A 17,732-nucleotide genomic window follows, 5' to 3' on the forward strand; every position below is an offset into this window, starting at 1 on the left:
TGCTCCTTTTATGTAAGAATAATAGGCAGTAAATCCCTACCATAAGTGGGGGATTTACTGCCGGGGAGGCCTATACAAATAAGCTTAGTAATAGAATAAATCCTAATCCAGCTACTGAAATAATCGTCTCAAGCAAGGTCCACGTTGCAAATGTTTCTTTCATGCTTAAACCAAAATACTCTTTAAACATCCAGAAACCAGCATCGTTAACGTGTGAAGCGATTAAACTTCCCGCTCCTGTAGCAAGTACTACTAGAGCAAGGTTAACGTCCGTCTGACCTAACATCGGAATTACTAAACCAGCTGTCGTTAAGGCAGCAACGGTAGCAGATCCTAAGGAAATACGTAGGATTGCCGCGATGATCCAGGCAAGCAGGATTGGTGATAATGATGTTCCTTTGAATAATTCAGCTACATAGTCACCTACACCGCCGTCGATCAATACTTGCTTGAAGGCTCCGCCGCCCCCTATGATTAAGAGCATCATTCCGATATGTAAGATTGCTGAGGTACACGATTCCATAATATCTTTCATTGGAATCTTTCTTGCTAATCCCATTGAATAAACCGCAAATAATAAGGAAAGCAACATGGAAGTACCGGCTTCGCCAATAAAACGGACAGCTGCTAGTAAACCATTGTCTTCAAAGCCCATTGTTTTTTGCATCAAAGTAATAATTGTAGCAATTGACATTAAAATAACGGGCAGTAAAGCGGTAAATACACTGATCCCAAATCCAGGTGTGTCTTCAAGTTTAAATGATTTTTGTTCTCCTAAAGAGGCAATGCTGCCTGTTTTCGTAAATGATGCAGGTACGAGCTTTTTAGCTATCTTCGTGAATACTGGTCCAGCTAAAATAACGGTTGGAACCGCAATAATGAAGCCGTAAAGTAAAACCTGACCAATGTCTGCACCATATTCACCAGCGATAACGGTTGGTCCTGGGTGCGGCGGTAAGAAACCGTGTGTTACGGATAATGCTGCAACCATTGGAATACCAAGATACAATATCGAAACTTTTAATTCTCTTGAAATCGCAAATACGATTGGAATTAATAATACTAATCCCACTTCAAAAAATAATGCGACACCGATAATAAATGATGCTGCTACGACTGCCCATTGAATATTCTTTTCACCGAATTTTTTAACAAGGGTCATGGCAATGCGTTGCGCCCCGCCTGAATCTGCGATTAACTTACCCAACATCGCTCCAAGTCCAAAGATTAACGCTAAGTGACCAAGTGTTCCGCCTAATCCAGCTTCAATGGTTTTGACAATTCCCTCAAGTGGCATCCCAAGTGCTAAAGCTACTCCAAACGATACAATGATTAAGGAAATAAAGGTGTTTAATTTTAAGCCCATTATTAAAATTAATAAAGCGACAATTCCTAAAGCGACAATAACTAATGGCATTGTAATTCCTCCATGTCTTTACTTTGTAGCATTTATTAAGTTTCTTTGATAATTCGCAATCTGTGTATATTCGTTTTCCAATACCCTTGATAGGTTAATAAAAATCGGCAGTAGTTGCCTATATTCTTTTACAGAATCATCTTTCGGTGTGTGCTTGTGGGTATTGCCTATCATTTCAGAAACTACTTCGAAGGAATCAATTTCCCCGGTGGCATATAATCCTAATATACAAGCACCCAGGCACGAACTTTCGTAGCTTTCTGGAACCACGACTTCTGATTCGAAGATATCGGACATCATTTGCCGCCAAACAGACGACCTTGCGAAGCCTCCCGTAGCTTGAATTCGGGTCACGGGACCGTCCATACATTCGGTTAAAGCTAAAAATACTGTATATAAATTGTAAATGACTCCTTCTAGAGCCGCTCGAATCATATGTTCTTTCTTATGCGAGAGTGTTAATCCGAAAAATGAACCCCGTACGTCTGGATTCCATAATGGTGCACGTTCACCTGCAAGATATGGATGGAATAACAATCCATCAGCGCCTGGTCTTACACGTTCGGCAATCTTGGTTAAGACTTCATAAGCGTCGATTCCAAGTCTTTTAGCTGTTTCTACCTCGGAAGAAGCAAATTCATCGCGAATCCAGCGAAGGACCATCCCGCCATTATTTACCGGCCCTCCAATCACCCAATGCTTTTCCGTTAAGGCATAGCAAAAGATTCTTCCTTTTTCATCTGTTTTCGGCTCGTCAATAATCGTTCGAATCGCACCGCTTGTCCCAATCGTGACAGCGATTTCACCTTTCCGGATAGCGTTTACACCTAGATTTGAAAGGACACCATCACTTGCCCCAATAACAAAAGAGGTTTGTGAATCAATCCCGATCTGTTTGGCTAAATCCGGGTCACAGTTGTTAAAGATCTTTGTTGTTGGTACGAGTTCAGATAATTGATCACGCGTTATTCCAGCAATTCTTAGGGATTCCTCATCCCAATCCAAGTTTTTGAGATTCATCATGCCCATGGATGAAGCAAGGGAATAATCGACAACATATTGATCAAAAAACTTTTTAAAGATGTATTCTTTAATCCCGATATACTTTTTAACATTGGTTGCGATCTCTGGGCACTCATTCACAATCCAGGCGATTTTGGATAATGGTGACATCGGGTGAATCGGTGTTCCGGTTCGTTTGTAAACTTCATGCCCATCTAATTCATCTTTTATTTTATGAGCCCAAGCTTCACTGCGATTATCTGCCCAAGTGATACAAGGGGTTAGCGGCTGGTCATTTTCATCCATAGCTATAACACTATGCATCGCACTGCTAAATGAAATAAATGATATCTTTTTATCTGAATGCTGTTTCGTTATATTTGAAAAGGCTTTCAAAACGGCCTGGAAAATCTCTTCAGGGTCTTGTTCCGCTGTTGTCATATCCGGTGTGTAAAGAGGATAACCAATATTCTCTTGCTGAATGACATCGCCTTTTTTCGTAAATAATACAGCTTTTGTACTTGTTGTACCGATGTCTACACCTAACATATAGCTAGTCATTTTCTTGTTCGACTCCTTTTGAAAGCATCTGTTGGGCCATCCATAAGTCTTCAACTTTCTCTTGAACATCATCAAAGTTTTCATGTAACGACTTAATCATGAGGTCTCGATCTTTTGTTCTAATCGCATCAATATAAAGTTGATGATTATTTATGATCCGTGTAAAGTCTTCATACTTTTCTTTAAAACGACTGCGCATGGATAGAAGAATCAAACTTTCCATCACAGGTTTTAAATTATCCCAGATCATCAGGATATAGGAATGATTGATCGACCGAATAATTGTTTCGTGGAATAGGACATCCTGATTGGAAAACTCATCAGCATCTCGGTATTTTATGGAAATCTTCATCATTTCTAGTATTTTACTAAGTTCCATTACTAATTCATTCGTGTCCATCCTTACTAGCCGTTCAAATACAAACGTCTCGATGAGTAAACGTACATCATAAATTTCTGCATATTCTTTTTCTGTTAAACCAATGACAACCGCACCCATTCTTTCTAATCGGATGATATTTTCAGAGGCCAGTATTTTTAACGCTTCACGAATGGGTGAGCGGCTTACACCGAAATCAGCAGCTAATTTATTTTCAGATAGGATGGCACCGCTTTCAATCATTCCCGAAATAATACGCATTCTAAGCTCGGATGTTACACGATCACCAGCTGAAGCTTTTGAAAGCCATTTTACAGGATAAAGAAATTCCTTTGATTCGACCATAAATTCACCTTCTAATAGAGTTCAAGTACACTTGTATACAAGTATTATAATCAAAATAATGAATAATGCAAGCGCTCTTTTATTGAATTTAACTAGATTCTCGTTAAGATAAGTCAAACTTTGTTGGGTGTTTTTAAAGGTTCTGGTGCAAAAATAATGAATTAGAAACATAGAATGGTAATATCCTGTTAACTTTGGGATTAAGCAGCTACTCCGAACAACAATGAATTCAACCTCATTTTAGGCAGACTTTGCCCGTTGTTGAGGTTGATTTATTTAACCATGTGCATAGCTTCGAAACGAATCAAAATATAGGTGGCTGTTCGAAACGATTTCAATCCCAACATGGAATTTTGTCTTCACTGACAACAAATAAGAAAAGGCCACCCATCAGTAAACTGTGGGAGGCCTTATACTTTAAAGATATTCACATGTTAGGTGAGCATTCATTTCTGAATCCTCGTTAAACCCCTATATTAAGGGATTTAAAGCAATGATTACATCATGCCGCCCGTAAGGTGAGAGCCTGTAATATCTTTAACGATATGTGCTAAAAGTGTGTCATATCAAGGTTTTTGCTAATCAGTGGTGTAACATCTTTAACGAGATTTTATCGTTTTCCGCTTGATTGTGTTAACAAATTGTTAGCGTGTCTTTCCTTACAAACATTCTTCATTTTTCCTTTCGAACTTACCAAATAAAGTTTCCATATGAACTTTATGCGAATGCCAATGAAAAATTAGAATCCATTTTCTACTAACCATTTCATAATGCTTTCTTCTCTTTTCTTAATATCGTCATGCTGGTTATCGTATTTACTCATTTTCTTCTGTGCAACAAGATTTCCATCTACCATAAACAATATTCTTTCGGTTTTTGCTGCCACCTTTGCATCATGCGTCACGAGCATGATGGTTGTCCCTTCATTATTAATCTCTGCCAGAATAGACATTATGTCTGCTGACGATTTGGAATCTAATGCTCCGGTCGGTTCGTCTCCAAAAATGATATCCGGATCATTTATCAATGCTCTGCAGATGGCGACTCTCTGCAGCTGGCCTCCAGAGCCTTGAGTGATCGTATTATCTGCAAGCTTTTCAATTCCTGTCATTTCCATCAGTTTTTTTGCTTTTTGATACACCGCATTTTTATCCGCATCTTTTGATACAAGAGCAGGAAACATAATATTGTCAATCAATGACAGATTTTTTAATAGATTAATATCCTGAAAGATAAATCCCATGTGATTCAGTCGAATCTTCGCCAGTTCTTCTTCTTTTAGTGTGCCAATTTCACAGTCTTTAAATTTCACACTGCCGGAAGTAATTCTATCCATACCGCTTACATTATACAGAAGTGTTGATTTCCCGCTTCCGGATGGCCCCATGACCGATACGAATTCACCTTCTTCTATATCCAGGTTTACATCCTTTAAGATATGAAGCTCATTATCTTTTCCTAATTCTACTTTTTTGTTCATACTTATTGCTTCTAATATATTGCTCATCTATATTCCTCCAATGCCAAATATTAAAATCAAAGTTTATTTCCACAGAGGCGCCCCGGAATGCTTTTTTTCAGGAATCTGCATTCTTATCTGCATAGGGGTCTTCACACAGGAGACTTCTTCTGCCTTAGCAGATACACTTCCTGCCCGAACCTTTTTTTCAGTACTTCTAACTTCTTAAAACGACAGATAAATCATCTTTTACGGCTACCTTACAAGACACAAATATCGTAAAGCCGACTACTACAATCAGCACTAACGGACATAACAGCCAAGTCTGCCATACAACATGAACAAATTCAATTTTTGCAGCTCCCATAGTGGACATTGCCATACTTACAAGTAACTCCCCTAAATAATTAGAAGCCAGCACTCCAACTATGATTCCCAATATCAGTACCATCATAGTTCCTGCCATATATTGATGTTTAATGTTTTTAGAAGTTAATCCCATACTTCGCATGATTGCAATCTGAGACATATCCTTTGATAATAGCATCCGAAGGAATAGTGCCGTGATCAATACAGCTATGATTACTGCAATGGCGAATGCGCCTATCACAACTGTGCTCATCTGATCAATGATATTTCCAAGAGTCTGCCGTGTATATTCTTTGATATCATTGACCTGCGCAGAATCATAGGCATTCTGGTAGTAGTCCATTTTCTCACGAATATCAACGCCTTGAGCCACATCCATGTACACAATATACCAAAGAACGGCCTCATCATTTACTCCAAGACTGGTATGCGCCTTTGCTGTTTTCCCGCCATTTGTAATATCTTGATAAATACCAGTTACTTTCAAATTCTTTTCTTCCCCGCCAACGTTTACTGCTACTTCATCTCCTACGTTCTTGTTTAAACCGTCTTTTGACGCATTGGCAAAGGAAAGTGATATTTCTCCTTCACCCTCCGGTGCTCTTCCTTCCAGATAATTTAATGGAAATATGGAAAAATCTCCGGTTTCAATATTCATATAGTCCCAGGAATCTTCCGCATTTTTGACCTGGTAGGAACTTGTGATGTAGGAAGCATACTTTTCAATATCCAAATCATTTTTCAGCTCTTCCTGCAGCTTTTTAAAATCTTCTGTAATACTATCGGTCCTTCGAAGATCGATTCTCATATCGGACTTTCCTATTCCCATGTATGTAGAAAATTCCGGTGAATTCATGGTGTTATAAATATTTATAGGAAGTATTACAATAAACGTACATACGATAAAAATAAAGAACAGTAGCCTGTATAATTTGAATCGTTTCCATACATCCCTAAGTCCCATATAAATATTGGTGCTGAAGAATTTGTTCTTAAGCAGTGGAAAACTGTATTTTTGGTTCTTTCCACGCTCCATAGAATCTTTCCGTAAGGCTACTACCGCAGAAATCTTATCGATTCTTTTCAGTACTTTCTTGCAATACATCACAATCATGAAATATACCAATAATGGAGCTATAAGAGATAGTACATATTTTAAGTTTCCTGATAAATCCGAAGATATGTAAAGTCTCATATTACCGTTAAACAGATTTACCACGGCAAAGGAAAGCAGATAGCCTATTATACCGGCTACTACTGACATGACTCTGTATTTGTTAAGATATACCTTCTTTATATCTTTTTTTGATATTCCTATTGCTTTCATCACACCGATTTCTCTTAAATCTTCATCAATGGTTGCCAGAAGCGTAAGTCTGATACAGAGCGAAGCTATAATAATCAGCAGAACACTAATAAGTATAATGACCATTGCAACTGCCGCATCTGACATGGCATTAAACATCAGAAATATCTTTCCTCCGACTGTAGGACCGTTTGCTGGAAGACCTCCTTCGATATATGCAGTCTGAAGTCCTTGAGAATCCCCGTTTTCATGCAGTTTGAATTCAATCAGATATTCCAGTTCCCCGGCCTGCTTTAAAAGCATTTCATTATAGTCTGCCTGATTAATAACAAACCGTTTCGAAGAAGTAAGGGAAGAGTTCATCTCATAATCTCTTGCATAATCTGAAATGACAAACTCATTCTCATACTCTCCGCTTTTCACCGTTATCGTATCACCTATTTTTAAGTCATATTGTTGCATGAAATAGATGGGAACCGCCACTTCCCCTTTCGTTACATCCAGCTTTTTATTATCCAGATCCATTATAAAATCGAATTTTTTATTCTGTACAACAAATGAAATATCCTGTACAGTTCCAGCCATCGTTTGATTATTGCCGAAATGAATATTACTTCCATCCAAAGTCAGAAGATCCATCGTCTCCTGCATCGCTATATTCTCACGCTGTTCTTCTGTAAATTTATCGATTTCTGCCTGATCAAATTCTCCGGAATGCATCTGCGTAATGTCAGCTGGTACTGCACGTTCCTGCAGGTCCGACATCGACTGAATCAGATTGGCAATGTTATTTATTGCACTGGCTCCCAAAAGAACTGCCATAGCGATAAATACAAATACTGAAATTGTTACAATTTTCTGCCTGACAAAATCATTCTTTACCATCTTTAAAAACAATATTTTTCCTCCTTCTACATAGATAATTTTTTTCTATTTTATCCTTGTCTCTATCAATCTTGCTCATTTCTTCAAGGTGATATTTTCCATATACTTTTGAATTAATAATGCTCTTAATGAATCTTTTTTAATTTCTATAACTTTTTCATTTCCAGAACAAGCACTAAGCATGGATGTTGAAAATCTTAATCAATAACCTTTGAAAAACTATACATGCTGATTTCTTAGTAGACTTGACCTGAATGATTATTGAGAGTACAAAGTAATCATACAAAATGGTATTTATTAGGCAAACCAACTTAAGCCTAATTATTTACTAAGCCCGCAGCCCTATTTTAGTAAGTTGACTATTGGAGTTAATTAGAAGAAATTAATCGAAATGGAGGGAAGGAAGTGGAAAAAGTAACAATTGCTTCAACTGCAACGGACAATCACAAAGAGTTAATCGATGAACTAATGCGTACATATGGTCAAGATTTAGGAATTTAATTCAAACATATGGATATACAATGGGTCTAGTAATCTTTATCTATCTTTCTAGCTCGAATTTGGATGATTTCACTTTCAATAAAAGATCCATTCGGAAAATTACTTATCATTTGAGGCGTATTACTTTTTGCTACTCAATTTCTATATAGTTTAATAACCTCTTCACCTACCACAACCTTTCGGAGCTGTATATCTTCGAATATCGGTATCAATAAATTGATTAATTCTCCCCTTCTAATCCCAGTTCCCAAAATAAGCACAATCATAATATAATCTCTGTAAGCAAAATACTGCTTTTCTCGTCTTCGGATTCGTCTGTAAAAATTCAACATTTGTTTTATCTGTTCGTCAGTGAAACCATCAATTTTCACATCTTCCTTTTGGCGTCGGACTTTTAGTGCCGGATTCTTTTTGACTACCTCGCATTCCACCATGTAGTTGAAAAGTGCTCTGATTCTCATGAGTTTGGTGTTGATGGTGCCAGCTTAATTTCCCTTTTCTTGGCATTCCAGCAGATACTGCTTGATATGGCTGTAATTAACATCTTCCACATTTAATACTTCATGCTCAGTACAATAATTGATGAACTCACCTAGAAGCATTTGATAATTGCGTATGTTTACCTTAGTTGTATTTTTAAAGCGTCTGTCGTCTAAAAAATCTTGAAATGCAAATTTTAACACCAAAAAAACCACCCCACAGAAAATTCTGTGAAGTGGCTATTGGTTCTGTAAAAAGTTATCTCCATAACAACTTCTCACAAGAGTGAAAAATTATGCTTTTAATCATTCATTTTTGGAAGGGTTAATGTGGCTTAAACCTACATTCCCATGCCCATACCCATGCCGCCCATGTCAGGCATTGCAGGAGCACCAGCTGGTTCTGGTTTTTCAGCAACAACTACTTCAGTAGTTAGGAACAATTACAGCTACGGATGCAGCGTTTTGTAATGCAGAACGTGTTACTTTCGTTGGGTCAACGATTCCTGCTTCAACCATGTTTACCCATTCGTTTGTTGCTGCATTGTATCCAACGCCAACTTTTTCACCTTTTATCGGGAAGTGACATTCCCCCTACACCCGAACCTGCCTTAACTTCTCCTCCGACAGTCCATTTGCAAAAGTATGACCAATTCTCACTCCTGCGCCAAAGTGGAGAGCTCTTGGTTTTACTTCTTGATGAAATTCCTCTAATTCATTAACACGCAGACCATTCCCTGGCATGATCGTTAGATGAGTATTTTTTGTTCGATCATTAAGTGCCACTAAATTAGATACGAATTCAGTTGCTATTCCGTTTCCTCCGGCTGTTAATATTGTCGTAATTTGTTCGTATTTTAAAATGGTGGTAAGTGCAACTTGTTGATCTTGCACAAAATCAAAAGCACGATGGAAAGTAACTTCCAACCCATTCGCTTCTTCAAGTAATATCTTTAGCGCCGCTTCATCAATTGTGCCTTCTTTCGTTAAGGGTCCTATTACAATACCATTTGCCCCTAATTTTTTTATCATCCGAATATCTTCATTCATCACTTTTAGGTCATTTTCATCGTAAACAAATGAATCACTATGTGGTCGAACCATAACATTAATAGGAATGTCCACCAATTCAACCGCTGACTTGATTAAACCATAACTCGGCGTCAGGCCTGACTCGGACATACTTTGACAAAGCTCCACCCGATTGGCACCGTATAATTCTGCTTCTTTCACATCATTCAAACGTGTCCCAATTACCTCAATAATCATTTCACAGCCTCCTGATAGACTGCCTTCCTTATTAAATAAGCAGCCCCGATTATTCCAGCATTATTACCTAAACTGGTAAATTCTATTTTCGTATTTTCACCAATCCACTCAAAAGAGTGTTTCCAGAAAGAGGCCCTGATCCGTTTTAAGAAAGCATCACCGGCCTTTGACAGACCTCCACCAATTAAGATCTTGGCAGGGTTCACAATTGTCGCTACATTAGCCAAAACAAATCCTAAATCATCATTCAATTGATTGATGATCTGTATACTGTGTGCATCCCTATCTTTGGCTAAATCAAAAACATCTTTTGCTGTTAAACGACCGTCTTTCTTATAGAGCATTGCCAGTCTGCTGGTTGGTTCCTGGTTCACAACTTTCATTGCTTCCCGCACGATTCCCGTTGCGGATGCGATGGTTTCCAAACACCCTCTTCTATCACAATTACACAGGTGTCCATTGGGGTTCACTACAAAGTGACCAATTTCTCCAGCTAGACCTTTATGACCACGCAGGATTTTTCCATCAGTAATAATTCCGCTTCCTACCCCTGTTCCCAATGTTACAACAATCATATCATCATTTTTCTCTGTATCTCTCCAGTATTCCCCAAGTGCGGCAGTATTCGCATCATTTTCTACATGAATAGGGAGATCTGTTTTCTCTTTGAGGTATTTTTTTAATTCATAGTTTTTCCAACCTATATTAACAGCCTCTAAAACTTTCCCTTGTGTTTCATCAACAACCCCCGGAACGCCAATTCCTATACCAAGAAACGAATGTTCAAGCTCGGAGGCTGTTAATTTATTTTGAATCGATGTCCATATCTCATGTACAATATGTTTTCCCTGATCTTGTTTATTTGTATCGATTTCCCATTTAGATAATATTTCTCCATTTAAATTTATGATTCCGATTTTGATATAAGTTCCACCAATGTCAATTCCAATTATTTTTTGCTCCATGCTGTTCATCCTTTAGAATATAATAGTCAGTTAGCTGGTAAAACAGGAAGCTGCCACAAAGTCCAGTCAAAAGTTCTTGTATATCAAATTAAAATATGTAAATGATCATCAATTTTCAGTTTAATCATGATTTCAGGCTAAAAAATAACTCCAGATTTGATGATGGCTGAAGTTATTTTTCTGCTATTTGAGTTTTATCTTTTTAAACCGATTTCTATCACAGGAACTACATGGTCTGGCTTTATGACAGGCAACTCCAAAACGACCTCATTTTCGGCAATTACTGGTCGGTCATGATGAAGTAAATCTTCCGGATCAAAACGTTTTACCGGAACCTCTGAATAGTCATGCAGAAAACGTGCATAGTTAATTTCATAAGGGAAATCTTTTAAATGGATCGTTCTAAATGGCCATGAGAATAAATGAATAAACAGTCGGTCCTTTTTTTTCGTCAAACGACAGTCTTGAGGTGGATCCAATTTGGATGGACCGGCACCATAAATGGACTGTTTGTGATAGGTCATCCATTCCCCAATCTCTTGAAGAACTTTGGTAGATGCCTCATCAAAATTTCCTCTTGCAGTCGGGCCAAAATTCATCAGCAAATTGCCATCTTTTGAAACAGTATCAATCAGTAATTTGATAATCATTTCCGCTGATTTCCTGTTTAAATTATTTGGGTTGTATGTCCAACGATCGTTAAGTGTTTGACAAGCTTCCCATACACGTTTTTTATTTTCGGATGTTGTTAAAATTCCTGTCGGCTGATATTGCTCTGGCGTATACACACCACGATTCAATCCGAGACGGTTATTGATCATAATTTGGGGTTGATGTTTCAGGATTAATTTTTCAATTTCTTCTGCACGCCAGTCCTCTGCCCCTTTCCCTTTTGACCAGCCCCAGTCTCGGTCACCATATGAGAAGTCAAACCAAAAGTAATCAATTTTACCATATTTGGTTACAAGCTCTTCCACCTGGTTATACAAATATTTTTGATAAATCTTCATATCTCTTTTTTCTTGTTTTACGGCTTCATCTTCCCTAGCAGGATGCAACCCGTCAATAGTAAAATGTTCATGGTGCCAATCAATGACGGAATGGTAGAATCCTATTTTCATCTCTTCTTCCCGGCATGCTTCCACGAATTCCTTTAATACGTCTTTTCCGTAAGGTGTGTTTGTAATTTTGTAATCTGTATAGGCACTGTCCCATAAGGCAAACCCTTCGTGGTGTTTCGTTGTTAAAACAATATATTTCATGCCACTTTGCTTAGCATGTTGAACCCATTTCTTTGGATCAAAAAGGTCAGCCTCAAATTGTTCCAAGTATCGTTCATATTCTTCTTTCGAAATTTTCTCTTGCGTCATAATCCACTCATCTTTGGCACGTAAAGAATACAGGCCCCAATGAATAAACATACCGAACCGATCATGTATAAACCAGGACGGATCACCATAATGTTCTGGCCAATCCAACTGCATTATTATCCCTCCATAAAAAACCTTCATTTTATAATTGTTTTTCTTAGGCAACCTCTAATTGTCAAATTTGTGATTTATCCAATTCCGATCTAACCATTTCAAACAACAACCTTACACCAAAGCCAGATGCGCCGGTTACATAGTAGCCCTGTTCACGCCAAGGTCGGACCGTATTCGCCATATCGATATGAACCCACTTTATCCCGTTCTCCACAAATTGCTTTAAAAATAAAGCAGCCGTAATGGCCCCGCCAAACTGCGAACTGCTCATATTATTTACATCCGCACAATCGCTTTTCAAATAATATAAATAATCATCAAACACCGGCATTGGCCAAACATGGTCACCTGTTTGATCACCCAGTTGTTTATAATGCCACAAGTCCGATTCAGCATTACTAAATACACCGGCAGCTTTTAAACCAAGTGCACTTCCGATACTTCCTGTTAATGTGGCAATATCAACAATGGTTTTTGCCTCGAGCAATTGTGCATATAGCAATCCATCTGCTAGAATCAAACGTCCTTCAGCATCTGTATTTCCTACTTCTACATGCAAACCATTTCGATAGCGAATGACATCTGATGGCAAAAATGCATTTCCGTCAGCAAGGTTTTCCACAAGCGGCAAAATGGCAACAACATTTGCGGCTGCGTTGGAGTCAGCCAACAGCTTCATCGCACCTACCACCGCAGCCGAGCCACCCATGTCCATTTTCATTTCGCCAATATCTTTCCCGGTCTTTACATTTATTCCTCCTGAATCAAATGTAACTCCTTTTCCGACTAAAGCGATTTTTTCTTGATTTACATCACGAGCCAACGTCAGGACAACAAGTTTTGCAGGTTCACTACTTCCTTTTGCAACAGTATGAATCCCGGTAAATTCTTCACTTGATAAATCATTTCCGTCAATCACTTTAACGGATACATCTGTTCCACTAAAAACTTGTTTTAAACGTTCAGCATATGCAGTTGGTGTTAATTTATTTGCTGGTTCATTACATAAATCCCTGGCAAGATTGACCGCATTTGCCCTGATACGAGCTACATGATCATATTCCCTTAAACTTTCATCTTCCCATTTCACTGTTAAATGATTTAATTTCTCAACCCTTTTATATGATGAAAATTGATATTCGGCCAAATACCAGCCTTCCATAAAACTGCTGATGACTTGCCCAAGTTCCGGATTCTCTGCCCGATCAATGATCAATGAAAACTCTACCGAAACAGTTGCATCTTTCATGTTTTTTAGACTTTTTCGGGAGATTCCACCCAAAAAGCGGACATCCTCCAATGTGAGAGAATCTTTGTGGATTCCAATGTATACAATCAATTCCTTTTCTTTTGGGATGAGCTGCACTTTACCAAATTCAGTGCATGATTTCTCTTCGAAATAAACTGTGTCATCATTAGCTTCATGAATCGGTACGATATTGATATGCATGTTCGTTCTCCTCACTTGCATCATATATGACAAGCAACCAGCCGATCCAAATCGTGTCCAACTGATTCTACTTGCATGGTAACTTATAAATCTATCGGTTAATCACAATACTAATTCATTTGTTTTCGTCTTGCTTTTGGAATCATTTGCGGGATGGAAGACAATAGTGTTTTTGTGTAATCATGTTTTGGGTTGTTGAATATTTCCTCTTTTGTTGCTATTTCTACCAAATTTCCAAAATACATTACACCGACCCGGTCACTAATATGTTCCACAACACTTAAATCATGGGAAATAAATAAATAGGTCAAATTATATTCATCCTGTAAATCTTTCATTAAATTTAATACTTGCGACTGGATTGAGACATCGAGCGCTGAAACAGGCTCGTCGGCAATGATTAAATCTGGCTGTAAAATCAAAGCACGCGCAATTCCAATCCGTTGACGCTGCCCGCCACTAAATTCATACGGATATTTATTCAAATGGAATTTGCTGATACCGCATTTATCCAGAAGATCTTCTACCCTTTTATCTTTTTCCATTGAAGACATGTGCTTAAAATGGATATCCAAAGGTTCTCTTAAAATATCCTTTATTTTCATCCGCGGACTTAATGAAGCATAAGGATCCTGGAAAACCATTTGCATTTTTTGCCGATATTTTTTCCACTCATTCTTACTTGCGTTTGCCAAGTCTTTTCCATTAAATATAATCGATCCAGAATCAACTGGAATGAGCCCGTTGAGCAATCGGCCAGTCGTTGATTTCCCACAACCCGATTCACCAACAAGTCCCAATGTTTCACCTTTTTTAATATGGAAGGAGATTCCATTTACCGCTTTAACGTACTTTTTCTCTTCAAACCAGCCTGTCTTTATCGGGAAATACTTCTTTATATTTTTTGCTTCTATTAAAATATCATCACCCATACTGCATTTCCCCCTTTTTTTCAACCTCTTCATCAAATAACCAGCATCTCATTGTATGATCACCATCTGCCATTAACTCCGGTTCTTTTTCATGACAAATCGGCATGGCTGATGGACATCTTGGAGCAAACTTGCACCCTTTCGGCATATTGTTTGGGTTTGGAACTGTTCCTGTAATGGAATTCAGCCGATCTTTTTTAGAACCAATTTTCGGTGCCGATTCAATCAACCCTTTTGTATATGGATGTTTCGGATTTTCAAACAATTCAACAGCAGTTGCTTCCTCGACTATTCTCCCGGCATACATGACAATGACTCGATCACAGATTTCGGCTACAACACCGAGATCATGTGTAATAAGTAAAATGCCCATATTCGTTTTTTCTTGAATTTCTTCCATCAATTTCAAAATTTGCGCCTGAATCGTTACATCCAACGCAGTGGTCGGCTCATCAGCAATAAGTAAAGAAGGGTTACATGAGATTTGCATGGCAATAATAACTCTTTGCCTCATTCCACCAGAAAGTTGATGTGGATAGTCTTCCATGACTTGCTCCGCCCGTGGGATCCCAACTGATTTTAGTTTTTCAATCGCATACTGATGTGCCTCTTTTTTTGACATCCCCAAATGAAGAATAATGGTTTCCCTCATTTGCTTGCCGATTTTCAATACAGGATTAAGTGCTGTCATTGGCTCCTGGAAAATCATTGACAATTCTTTTCCGCGGTATTTCGTCATTTTCTTCTCAGAAAACGTTAATATATTTTCCCCTTTATATAAAATTCCGCCATCAACAATTTCGCCGTGTGTATCATGGAACAGACGCAAGATCGATAAAGATGTTACACTTTTTCCACTGCCTGATTCACCAACTAATCCGACAATTTCACCTTGATTGACATGAAAGCTGATACCATGTACGACTGGCAAGAATCCATTTTCAGTATGAAAACCTGTTTTAAGATTTTTTACTTCAAGTAAATCCGGCATATAAACCCTCCTAGTCTTTCATTTTCGGATCGAGCATTTCTCTTAATCCATCACCTAATAGATTAAAAGCCAAAACGGTTAAGAAAATAATTAAACCAGGGAAAAATACTATATGGAAGGCGGTACCAATATAATCTCTTGAAACACTTAACATTGCCCCCCAGTCAGGTGAAGAAGGCTCCGCACCCAAACCTAAAAAGCTCAAACTTGCTGCTGCCAAGATGGCTGTCCCAACATTCATCGTATAATAAACAATAATGGTCGGTAATGTCTCCGGGAATACATGTTTTAACATGATCCGCAACCGGCTTGCACCAAGTGATTCTTCTGCTTCAACGAAAAGCATTTCCTTCACTTCCAACGTTGCCCCACGAACAATCCTTGCAAAAGAAGGAACACTGAAAAATGCAACCGCAATAATAACATTTTTTAAACCAGGTCCTAAAATAGCAACGATCCCAATTGCCAAAATCAATTCAGGAAAAGCAAAAAGTACGTCACAAGTACGCATAATCAATTTATCTACCCTTTTACCAATAAATCCACTGATCAATCCTAAAATACTTCCAACAATCGCACCGAGTGTAACTGCGCAAAAACTGACCGAAAGCGAGATTCTTGCTCCCGCGATGATTCTGCTTAAAATATCACGTCCATATTCATCCGTTCCAAACAAATGGCTTGCAGAAGGTGTCTCCAGAACACTTGTATAATTAGGTTCTGCCGCATCATAGGGTGTAACAAATGGACCGATGATCATCATAATAAACAAGAACAAAATAAAATAGAAAGATATGGCCGCAGGCTTTTTCCGACGAAATAATCGCCAAAATTGAAGGAAGCGATTATCCTTATTAGTTTTCATTTGTTCCATTGTAATTGTTTCTGTTTGAAGATTGCTCATCATCATTTTCCCTCCTTACTCATACCGAATTTTTGGATTCAAATAACTGTACGCAATGTCGATGATCATATTAACTACAATAAACTGAAATGCGAACAATAATATTTCAGCTTGAACTACCGGATAGTCACGAAATTGAATCGAGTCAATCAATAAAGTTCCAAGTCCCGGAAAACTGAATACAGTCTCAACCACAACGGAACCACCGAGTAAAAAGCCAAACTGCAGTCCGGCAACTGTTACAACCGGAATTAATGAGTTCTTTAAGCCATGTCCAAAAATAATCTGGCGGCTGCCCAATCCTTTTGCACGCCCCATGCGGATATAATCCTGTTTCATACTCTCAACAAGGGATGATCGTGTAAACCTGGCAATCATTGCCATAATACCCGCTCCTAAAGCGAAAGAAGGCATAATGTAGCTTTTCCAGCCTTCTGCTCCTCCTGTTGGAAAAATACCGAGTTGTACAGAAAATAATTGAATAAGAACAAGGCCAACCCAAAAGTTTGGAAGTGAAATACCAGATACAGCTATAAACATTCCGAGGTGATCCAGCCATTTATTTCGAAATACAGCAGAAATGACTCCAATTAAGATTCCAACGACAAGTGCCCATATAATACTTAAAAAGGTTAGACCCAAGGTTGGTAAAATCCGATCACCAATCAATTCACTAACCGCCGCACCTGATTTTACCGAATAACCCATATCACCAGTAAGCGTGTCTTTTAAATATACAAAATACTGTTCATATAACGGCTTATCCAACCCCAAGCTTGCTCTTGCCATTTCCACTTCTTCCGCAGTTGCATCTTTCCCAGCTAAAAGTCGTGCCGGGTCACCAGGTATAATGTGAATAAACATGAAGACAATAAATGAAACAACAAGGAGTAATGGGATAAGACTAACCAGACGCTTTACTATATATTGCCACAATAGAAACACACCTCCAATGAGTGAAGAAAGGGCTTACTTTCATAAGCCCTTTTTTTGGTTGTTGTTATTGAGAATCTGATCATTACTGAATGACAGTA

General features: G+C 38.3%; 15 protein-coding genes and 2 pseudogenes. All 17 read right to left on the reverse strand.

Annotated elements, in window-relative coordinates; genetic code table 11:
* Nucleotides 1-70: 70 nt before the first annotated feature.
* The 17 genes and pseudogenes from AKG34_RS25350 to AKG34_RS25420 all read right to left on the reverse strand — a co-directional run bounded on the left by AKG34_RS25350 (nt 71) and on the right by AKG34_RS25420 (nt 17,634).
* Entirely contained in the window at nt 71-1,417 is a 1,347-nt protein-coding gene (locus AKG34_RS25350) for a GntP family permease (RefSeq protein WP_053348937.1), read from the reverse strand.
* An 18-nt stretch (nt 1,418-1,435) separates the two neighbouring features.
* The gene (gene gntK, locus AKG34_RS25355) at nt 1,436-2,980 is read right to left on the reverse strand and encodes a gluconokinase (RefSeq protein WP_053348938.1); all 1,545 of its coding nucleotides are present in this window, start codon (nt 2,978-2,980) and stop codon (nt 1,436-1,438) included.
* On the reverse strand, nt 2,973-3,704 hold the full coding sequence (locus tag AKG34_RS25360) for a GntR family transcriptional regulator (protein ID WP_053348939.1): 732 nt from the start codon (nt 3,702-3,704) through the stop codon (nt 2,973-2,975). The genes gntK and AKG34_RS25360 overlap by 8 nt, the downstream gene beginning before the upstream one ends.
* A 272-nt stretch (nt 3,705-3,976) precedes the next feature.
* Nucleotides 3,977-4,063, reverse strand: a pseudogene (locus AKG34_RS27795) (IS6 family transposase); the annotation flags it as partial.
* 380 nt (nt 4,064-4,443) lie between these two features.
* Nucleotides 4,444-5,211 (reverse strand): ABC transporter ATP-binding protein, encoded by a 768-nt coding sequence (locus AKG34_RS25365; protein ID WP_053348940.1) that lies wholly within the window; start codon nt 5,209-5,211, stop codon nt 4,444-4,446.
* Nucleotides 5,212-5,380: 169 nt separating this feature from the next.
* The gene (locus tag AKG34_RS25370; RefSeq protein WP_053348941.1) at nt 5,381-7,735 is read right to left on the reverse strand and encodes an ABC transporter permease; all 2,355 of its coding nucleotides are present in this window, start codon (nt 7,733-7,735) and stop codon (nt 5,381-5,383) included.
* A 623-nt stretch (nt 7,736-8,358) separates the two neighbouring features.
* Entirely contained in the window at nt 8,359-8,658 is a 300-nt protein-coding gene (locus AKG34_RS25375; RefSeq protein ID WP_152952415.1) for a site-specific integrase, read from the reverse strand.
* A gap of 51 nt (nt 8,659-8,709) precedes the next feature.
* Nucleotides 8,710-8,907 carry a site-specific integrase gene (locus AKG34_RS25380; protein WP_236695052.1) on the reverse strand — a complete coding sequence of 66 codons (198 nt, stop codon included), beginning with the start codon at nt 8,905-8,907 and terminating at the stop codon, nt 8,710-8,712.
* 137 nt (nt 8,908-9,044) lie between these two features.
* Nucleotides 9,045-9,279 (reverse strand): annotated as a pseudogene (locus tag AKG34_RS27305) (TCP-1/cpn60 chaperonin family protein); the annotation flags it as partial.
* A gap of 18 nt (nt 9,280-9,297) precedes the next feature.
* Nucleotides 9,298-9,972, reverse strand: a complete 675-nt coding sequence (locus AKG34_RS25385; protein ID WP_053348944.1) for a copper homeostasis protein CutC — start codon at nt 9,970-9,972, stop codon at nt 9,298-9,300.
* Nucleotides 9,969-10,937, reverse strand: a complete 969-nt coding sequence (locus tag AKG34_RS25390; RefSeq protein WP_053348945.1) for an ROK family glucokinase — start codon at nt 10,935-10,937, stop codon at nt 9,969-9,971. Before AKG34_RS25390 ends, AKG34_RS25385 begins: the two co-directional genes overlap by 4 nt.
* Nucleotides 10,938-11,131: 194 nt before the next feature.
* Nucleotides 11,132-12,421, reverse strand: a complete 1,290-nt coding sequence (locus AKG34_RS25395; protein ID WP_053348946.1) for an alpha-L-fucosidase — start codon at nt 12,419-12,421, stop codon at nt 11,132-11,134.
* Nucleotides 12,422-12,482: 61 nt separating this feature from the next.
* Nucleotides 12,483-13,871 (reverse strand): leucyl aminopeptidase family protein, encoded by a 1,389-nt coding sequence (locus AKG34_RS25400; protein WP_053348947.1) that lies wholly within the window; start codon nt 13,869-13,871, stop codon nt 12,483-12,485.
* Between the two features lie 110 nt (nt 13,872-13,981).
* Entirely contained in the window at nt 13,982-14,803 is an 822-nt protein-coding gene (locus AKG34_RS25405) for an ABC transporter ATP-binding protein (protein ID WP_083450977.1), read from the reverse strand.
* Nucleotides 14,796-15,794, reverse strand: coding sequence for an ABC transporter ATP-binding protein (locus AKG34_RS25410; RefSeq protein WP_053348948.1), 999 nt, complete (start codon nt 15,792-15,794; stop codon nt 14,796-14,798). The genes AKG34_RS25405 and AKG34_RS25410 overlap by 8 nt, the downstream gene beginning before the upstream one ends.
* A gap of 10 nt (nt 15,795-15,804) precedes the next feature.
* Nucleotides 15,805-16,698: an ABC transporter permease gene (locus AKG34_RS25415; protein ID WP_152952417.1), complete on the reverse strand. Its 894-nt coding sequence runs from the start codon at nt 16,696-16,698 to the stop codon at nt 15,805-15,807.
* Between the two features lie 15 nt (nt 16,699-16,713).
* Nucleotides 16,714-17,634 carry an ABC transporter permease gene (locus AKG34_RS25420; RefSeq protein ID WP_053348949.1) on the reverse strand — a complete coding sequence of 307 codons (921 nt, stop codon included), beginning with the start codon at nt 17,632-17,634 and terminating at the stop codon, nt 16,714-16,716.
* Nucleotides 17,635-17,732 lie beyond the last annotated feature (98 nt).

The sequence above is a fragment of the Peribacillus butanolivorans genome (genome assembly GCF_001273755.1).
GTDB classification, from domain to species: Bacteria; Bacillota; Bacilli; order Bacillales; family DSM-1321; genus Peribacillus; species Peribacillus butanolivorans.